This window comes from Bacteroides sp. CAG:633 (assembly GCF_000435115.1).
In the GTDB taxonomy this organism is placed as follows: domain Bacteria; phylum Bacteroidota; class Bacteroidia; order Bacteroidales; family Bacteroidaceae; genus Bacteroides; species Bacteroides ndongoniae.
In genome coordinates, this window is the sequence record NZ_FR883123.1 from 18,629 (window position 1) to 26,239 (window position 7,611).

Here is a 7,611-nt window from a genome sequence, read left to right on the forward strand (position 1 = left end):
GGAATGCAAGTGTGGCTCGCGAGCCGTGCAAGTGTTGTACAAATGGGGGAGTTGTGCCTCACTTCCCGATATGCACCGGCACTTCCTTCTTCGTCAACGAATAGCCTTGAGGAGTGTAAAGGTCGGCACGGCCATCGAACACGCGGCGCTGGCCGGTTTGCGGGTTGCTGACATACAGGGTGTACCAGACGCCGGTGAAGCGGTACCAGCACTTGATGGTACACTCTATCTGTGTGAGGGGCGGAACGTCAATGGTGTCAGTTACCGACAGCAGATCGTCCGACAGGGGGAAGTGGGTCTTGCCGGGCGCGAACGCAAGCTTCTCACCCAGCAACGCCGGAGACTGAAACCTGTCAAGCCCGGGCACATCCACAACGGGCTTTTCATTGCCGAAGAGCTGGAAGACTACCTCATCGATGGGCTCGTGCCACTGATCCCCTCCCTGAAAGGTAAACGTCCGCTGGAAGTATTCGTAGGGATGGAGCGCATACTTCCAAGGCGTTTCGGTGGCATTGGTAGGGCCAACCACATACGTCGTGTACATGGCACTGTCCATTTCGGTCCAGGAATTTAACTTATAGACAAGGCTGTCCAGCTGATAACGGGGCGAAGGGTCGATGTACAGGTCGATCTGTTCGTTACTGTAATCATTGCCCACATTCAGTTGCAGCTGTAACGAGCCGGTACCCAGGTTCTCCGCATCCAGAAAACGGAGTTCTTTCCCCGAAGTGCGCTCTATGGTCAGTTTGAAGGTCGAGGAATGAGCCACAAAGCGGAAGGGCTCCTCATCCTGGCAATAAAGCTCCGTGTCCCGCGCCATCAGCGTGCCGTCGAGGCTGTAAATGTCGCCCACGACCGGATCGTAAGTTCCCCCGTTAACCGACTGGGTAAAGTCGATACGGAGCCACAAGCCCAGAGTGCGCCAGTTGGACGCACCGAAACGGAGAATAGCTTCGGAACCGTCGGCAGGCACATGCACCTTTTTTGCCGAAGGCAAGAAATTGTCAACAAATACGTCGCTGTTGCAGCTGCACAGCACGAGCAGCATCAGGTATAGGGTCAGACGGGAAAAAGTTCGCTTCATAACGTTGATGATTTGGATTGGATTGCAAAGAAATGAATTTCCCTTCACTTCTCCAACAATCCAACCCAACAATCAACCTATGTTGACGCTCCGTGTGCGACGAGCTTACTCTTCGTACATGTGGTCGATGATTTCCTTGTAGTTCTGCGCCACGATGGGGCGTTTCAGCTTCAGTGTGTTTGTCAGTTCGCCACGCTCCATGCTGAAGGGCTTGGGCAGCAGCGTGAAGCGCTTCACCTGCTCGTAGTGGGCAAACTGCTGCTGCAGGGTGTCGATGCGGGCACGAAACAGAGCCTGTATCTTGGGATGCTGCAACAACTCTTCCATACTGTTGTAGGCGATGCCCTTCTCCTTGGCATAAGCTTCCACCAGCCCGTAAACGGGGACGATGAGGGCAGAGACAAACTTGCGTTCGTCGGCTATGATGGCCACCTGGTCGATGTAGCGGTCGATGATGAACCTCGTCTCCAAAGCCTGCGGACAGATGTATTTGCCATTCGAAGTCTTAAACAGGTCCTTGATGCGGTCGGTCAGGTAGAGCATGCGGCCTTCCAGACGTCCGGCGTCGCCCGTATGGAACCATCCGTCCTTGTCGAAAGCGGCGGCGGTGGATACCGGTTTGCGGTAATAGCCGGGCGTGATGGTCTTGCCACGCAGCAGGATTTCGTTGTTCTCGCCTATCTTCACTTCCAGATCGGGCATCACCTCGCCCACCGAACCCAGCTCGAAGCCCACGGGCGGGAAGCAGGACACGGTAGCCGTCGATTCGGTCAGTCCGTAGCCCACCACCATGTTGATGCCTACCGAATGGACAAACTCGCACACTTCGTTGGACACGGCGGCTCCTGCCGTGGGGAAGAAGGTGCCGTTCTCGATGCCGATGGTCTTCTTCAGGATGGCATAGACGGTCTTTTCGTAGAACTTGTATTTCAGGTGAAGCATCAGGGGCGGTGTCTTTCCCTGACGAAGGTAGTCCAGGTTGTGCGCCCGCCCTACCTTGATGGCATCCAGTATCATGGCCCGTTTCAGACCGGTTTCCTGATTGATGCGCTCCTGCACGCCCTGATAGACCTTCTCCCAGAAGCGGGGAACACTGCACATCACCGTGGGGCGTATCTCCTTGATGGTCATCTGGATGTCCTGCGGATGCAGGTTGATGCAGACCTGTGCGCCGCGTTGCAGACAGACGTAGGTCCAGCCGCGCTCGAAGACGTGCGTCAGCGGCAGGAAGTTCATCGAAACGTCCTGATCCGTCAGCGAGGGGATGCGGATTTCGTGCGTACGGAAGGCTTCCATGTAGTTGTAGTGCATCAGCATGACGCCTTTCGGTTCGCCCGTCGTGCCCGAGGTGTACAGAATGTTGGCAATGTCGCTGTCGGCCACTTCGGCTGTGCGTTTCTCTACTTCGGCTTCGTGCGGCAGCCCCTTGCCCAGTGCAAGGAACTCGTCGAAGTAGATGGACATCGACTGGTCGCGGGCGTCTTTCTGCACCTTGCGGTCGAAGATGATAACTTGCTTGAGCGACGGACACATGCCGAACACACGGATGGCAGCGTCGTATTGGAACTGTTCGCCCACGAAGAGGTAGCGGATGCCGGCATCGTTGATGATATACTGCGCCTGTGCGGGCGAGCTGGTGGCATAGAGGGGGATGGTGACGGCCCGGTCGGCATAGGCGCCGAAGTCCACGTAAAGGCATTCGGGTTTGTTCTGCGAGAAGACGCCGATGTTTTCCTGAACTTCCACACCCAGCGCCAGCAAGGCATTGGACACCTGGCGCACTGTCTGCGAGAACTGGTTCCAGGAGACAGCGATCCACTGTGCTTTTTCATAGTCCCTGTACTTCAGGGCTACTTTATCTCCATACTTCTCCGCCTGGCGGTGCACCATGACGGACAAATGATGATAAGCCATGTCTGTTATAAAATTGGTTAATGTTTTGCAAAGGTAGTGGTTTCATTTGAAACTATCTGCCTCCTTATGATAAAATATTCGGAGCAAACCCTCCCAAGCGGGATATTCCTATACAAAAAACAAGAATTACCTGATTTTCTTACCTGCCGATTAACAAAAATTCAAATATATTCCTATATTTGCAATTGAGTAACCCTTAAATTTTAACAAGCATGAAAAAGTTTTTAGCATTAGTAGCATTATTAGTGGCCGGCATTTCGGGCATGAATGCACAGGAGAGTCTTAAGTGGGGTATCACCGCAGGTCTTAATTCAAGCAACTTCTCGGTAAGCGGATTCGACAGCCGCATCGGTTTCCATGCCGGTGTAAAGGCCGAAATGGGACTTCCCCAACTGGCCGATGGAATCTATCTGGACATGGGAGCACTACTCTCGCTGAAAGGTGCCAAAGTAGATCTTGGCCCTGCAGGATCTGTTAAATACAATCCTTTCTATCTGGAAATCCCTATTCACATGGGTTACAAATATGCCGTTAACGACAAGTTTGCTATCTTCGGCAACTTTGGTCCTTACATTGGCATCGGACTGTTCGGCAAAGCAAAAGCCAGCGGTGAACTGATGGAAGGCGAAGACACTTCTGTCAATGTCTTCGGTGACGATGCCATGAAGCGCTTTGACTTTGGTCTGGGGCTGAAAGCAGGCGTAGAACTGAATCAAAAATACCAGCTATCCATCGGTTACGACTGGGGCTTGATTGACAACATCGAAGACAGCGGCAACAAGAACCGCAATCTGATGATTTCACTCGTGTACTTCTTATAACCGAAGAATATACCGAGGAAGTTACTTCCTCTTCTTGTGTGGGCAATTCCGCAAGCCGCCAGGCAACGGAGTTGCCCACACCTCTTTTTTACCACCTACCCGACATCGCCCTAGACCCTACAAAAGGGCACTTTGAGCCACACTTGCACGGCTCGTGAGAGACACTTGTACGGCTCACGAGAAACACTTGCACGGCTCGCGAGCCACACTTGTGTCCCAGAAATGCACTGCCAGCGACGAGTTTTTTCCACGGCGGCGTGCGTTGTCTTTCACTTTTTATCCGTAAGTTTGCAACAGTAAAATCAAACTTCTGCTTATGACCTACGACATACCTACCCTGGCTTCGGACGCCATCGGCCTGCTGAAGTCGCTGATAGCCATCCCCTCCGTAAGCCGCGACGAACAACAGGCGGCCGACTTCCTGCAACGCTACATCGAAATGCAGGGAATGGATACCGGACGGAAAGGCAACAACGTGTGGTGCCTCAGCCCCATGTTCGACCTGAACAAACCGACCCTGCTGCTCAACTCGCACATCGACACCGTGAAGCCCGTCAACGGCTGGCGGAAAGATCCGTTTACCCCGCAACTGGAACCTAACGGCAAACTCTACGGACTGGGCAGCAACGATGCCGGTGCCAGCCTTGTCAGTCTGCTGCAAGTGTTCCTCCAGCTGTGCCGCACACGCCAGTACTACAACCTGATCTACCTGGCTTCGTGCGAGGAAGAAGTTTCCGGCGCCGGAGGCATCGAATGCGTGCTTCCCGAACTGCCACCCCTGACATTTGCCCTCGTGGGCGAACCTACCGAAATGCAACCCGCCATTGCCGAAAAGGGTCTGATGGTGCTCGACGTCACTGCCACAGGCCGCTCGGGCCACGCTGCCCGCGAAGAAGGCGACAACGCCATCTACAAGGTGCTGGACGACATCGCCTGGTTCCGCGACTACCGCTTCGAGCAAGTATCGCCCCTGTTGGGTCCTGTCAAGATGAGCGTAACCATGGTCAATGCCGGCACCCAGCACAACGTCATCCCCGACCGCTGTACGTTCGTGGTGGACATCCGCAGCAACGAGTGTTACACCAATCAAGCACTGTTCGACGAAATCACCCGCCACATCCATTGTCAGGCCAAGGCTCGTTCCTTCCGGCTGAGTTCATCGCACGTATCGCCCAAGCATCCGCTGGTACAACGCGCCGTCGCTCTGGGTCGCACACCTTTCGGCTCGCCCACACTTTCCGACCAGGCCCTGCTGTCGTGCCCCTCGATGAAGATGGGTCCCGGCAAAAGCGCCCGCTCGCACACGGCCGACGAATTCATTTTCGTAAAAGAAATAGAAGAGGCTATCGGACTGTATCTGGAATTGCTGGACGGGGCACAGCTGTAAACCTGTTACCCCTAAACAGTATCAACGCTCCAGCCACCCCTCCGGATTCAGCTTTTCCTTCTCCTTGCGGAGCTGGAAGTGAAGAACGGTGCGACCGCCGTCGGAAGCATCGGAGAAAACGGTACCGAGTGACTGACGGGTCTTCACCGTGTCGCCCGTCTTGACGGAGGCTGAAGAAAGGTTGCAATAGACGGAGATGTAGGCGCCGTGGCGGACAAGGATGTTGAACAGGCCGTTCAGCTTGAAGACGGCAGCTACCTTACCGTCGAAGATGGCACGTGCCTGTGCGCCGGGCTTGCCCTGGATATCGATACCCTTGTTGTCGAGCTTCACCCCGCGAAGTCCCTCGACGCTGTATTGCCCGTAGTGGCTGGTGATAAGGTAAGGACCCGTGATGGGCATGGGCAGCTTGCCGCGGTTGCTGACAAAGGTGCCCGACAGTTCGCGGTCGGCCTTGCTCATATTGAACCGCTCCAACGGAGCAGCTTTCGACTTGGTGCCCGACGAGCCGCTTTTAGTCCCCTCTGACTTACGGCGTGCAGCAGCTTCGCGACGGGCTTCTTCCTCGGCCCGCTTGCGTGCTTTCTCTATCTCTTCGGCTATCAGGCGATCGATACGGGCATTCAGTTGGTTGGCCTCGCGGCGTTTGCGCGATATTTCGTTCTGCAGTCCTCGCTGCTTCTTTTGCAGATTGGCGATGAGGGTGCGTTTCTCTTTCTCCTGCGCCTCCAGTTTTCCCTTTTCGGCTTCACGCTCCTTCAGCAGACTTTCCTTGGCCTGCTTCACCTGTTTCAGCTCGGCCTGCTTGGCAGCAATCTGTTGCTGCTTCTTCTGAATTTCTTCGCCTTGCAGACGCTGGTAGGTGGCATACTCGCGCACGTAGCGCAGACGGCGGTAGGTTTGTGCCAGGTTTTCGGCAGAGAAGATGAACATCAGCTTTTCTTCGACCGAACGGTTCTTGTACAGGTAGCGTACGGAAGCAGCATACTTCTGGCGCTTCTCCTTAAGCTGACGGCGCAGCGTAGTGAGTTGGCGATTGAGCGAGGAAAGTTCCTGCTCGATGGCTTCCATGTCGCGGTTGATGCTGAGGATGTAACGTTTCCGTTCTTCTATCTGTCCGGTCAGTGCGGCAAGGCCGTTCAGCTGGCTGCCCACAGTTTTCTTGGTAGACTTCAACAGGGTTTCGGTCTCGGCAATCTGTTTCTGCAAATCGCCACGCTTGTTTTCCAGCTCCTTGATCAGTTTGTTCGACTGAGCCAGAAGCGGCGATGCACAGGTGCACAAGAGGAAGAGAAGAATCAGTATTCGGGACATTTCGGAAACGGTTAGGGACTTATAAATTCAACGTTGTTCAGTACTCCGGCGACCGCCTTGGGCTCAGGCGGAAAGGTCGAGCAGCATTTCGAGCAGCTCTTCCAGCGTCACTTCGCGATAGCGGGAAGAAACTTCGGTGGGCGTCAGATTGATGGGTTTGTTGGAGAACTCGGTCAGCTCGATGCGACACTTTTCGAGGTCTTTCAGCCCCAGCTCCTTACCGTCGATCCAGTTCTTGGCACCGGGACGCGAAGCCTTGAAGAGCATCTTCTCCAGATTCTCGAAGTTGGCCTTGCGGGGCAGCATGCCGCGAAGTTCGCCACGGGTGACGCGCACGTAGCGTTTCCCCATACGGTCGACGAGCAACACCTCATCGGGCGTAATATCCATTCGTGCTACCTCGGTGCGCAGAATAGGCATGAGGAAGGAAAGCTGCATACGCTCGCCACTCTTCAGTTTCATGGTGCCGCTTACGGTGAACGTGGCATCCTTGTGAGGGATGGTCAGTCGGACTTTCGACGACAGGCAGAGGGACTGTGCGCCATGACTTTCGGCCTTGCGCGAGGTCTTACAGCCGGCCAGACTTACGGTCAGCAACACAAGAAGCATCAGCCGCAGGCAGAGGCGGGCGGTGAAGAACGGTGTCCGCACGGCAGCGGAACGCAGAATGGAAGTATTATCGGTCATTGTTTCGGATATTATCGGTTGATATATATGGTTTCGTTATCGGCGGGAAGAAGCAGACCGATGCCGGCCAATGGTGTCAGTCGGCAGGAATGTACTTCTTCTTCTCGATTTTTTCTTTCAGCTTGGGCGACTTGCATCCCATGTCGAGGGCTTGTTTCCAGTACTTCAGGGCACCGTCCACGTCGCCTGTCATGTAGTAGATGTCGCCGCAATGCTCTACGACGTCCTCGCTCTGCCCGCCGCCGTTCTTCATGGCGTCGTCGATGTAGAGACGTGCCTCGGCATAGTTGCCCTTTTCGAAGAGAATCCAGGCGTACGTGTCGAGGTAGGTGGCATTGCCCGGCTCGGCCTTGACGGTGCGATAGCTCATTTCCTCGGCACGGTCGAGGTCGCGGCGTTCGAGC

7 protein-coding genes are annotated in these 7,611 nt (G+C 54.9%); 2 read left to right on the forward strand and 5 right to left on the reverse strand.

Annotated features, from left to right (window positions below; all coding sequences use genetic code 11):
* Positions 1-58 precede the first annotated feature (58 nt).
* Entirely contained in the window at positions 59-1,084 is a 1,026-nt protein-coding gene (locus QVP67_RS12355; RefSeq protein WP_022163873.1) for a hypothetical protein, read from the reverse strand.
* Between the two features lie 105 nt (positions 1,085-1,189).
* Complete coding sequence (locus tag QVP67_RS12360) at positions 1,190-2,998, reverse strand: AMP-dependent synthetase/ligase (protein ID WP_022163874.1); 1,809 nt, start codon at positions 2,996-2,998, stop codon at positions 1,190-1,192.
* A gap of 212 nt (positions 2,999-3,210) precedes the next feature.
* Here QVP67_RS12360 and QVP67_RS12365 point away from each other — a divergent pair, with 212 nt between their 5' ends.
* Positions 3,211-3,819 (forward strand): porin family protein, encoded by a 609-nt coding sequence (locus QVP67_RS12365; RefSeq protein ID WP_022163875.1) that lies wholly within the window; start codon positions 3,211-3,213, stop codon positions 3,817-3,819.
* Positions 3,820-4,135: 316 nt separating this feature from the next.
* Positions 4,136-5,206 carry a M20 family metallo-hydrolase gene (locus tag QVP67_RS12370; RefSeq protein ID WP_022163876.1) on the forward strand — a complete coding sequence of 357 codons (1,071 nt, stop codon included), beginning with the start codon at positions 4,136-4,138 and terminating at the stop codon, positions 5,204-5,206.
* Between the two features lie 21 nt (positions 5,207-5,227).
* Here the strand turns inward: QVP67_RS12370 and QVP67_RS12375 are convergent, their stop codons facing one another.
* The 3 genes from QVP67_RS12375 to QVP67_RS12385 form a co-directional block, all read right to left on the reverse strand.
* Positions 5,228-6,520, reverse strand: a complete 1,293-nt coding sequence (locus tag QVP67_RS12375) for a murein hydrolase activator EnvC family protein (protein WP_022163877.1) — start codon at positions 6,518-6,520, stop codon at positions 5,228-5,230.
* Positions 6,521-6,583: 63 nt separating this feature from the next.
* The gene (locus QVP67_RS12380) at positions 6,584-7,129 is read right to left on the reverse strand and encodes a DUF4292 domain-containing protein (RefSeq protein ID WP_071148590.1); all 546 of its coding nucleotides are present in this window, start codon (positions 7,127-7,129) and stop codon (positions 6,584-6,586) included.
* 154 nt (positions 7,130-7,283) lie between these two features.
* A partial coding sequence (locus QVP67_RS12385) for a tetratricopeptide repeat protein (protein WP_369677357.1) occupies positions 7,284-7,611 on the reverse strand: 328 nt, incomplete at its 5' end.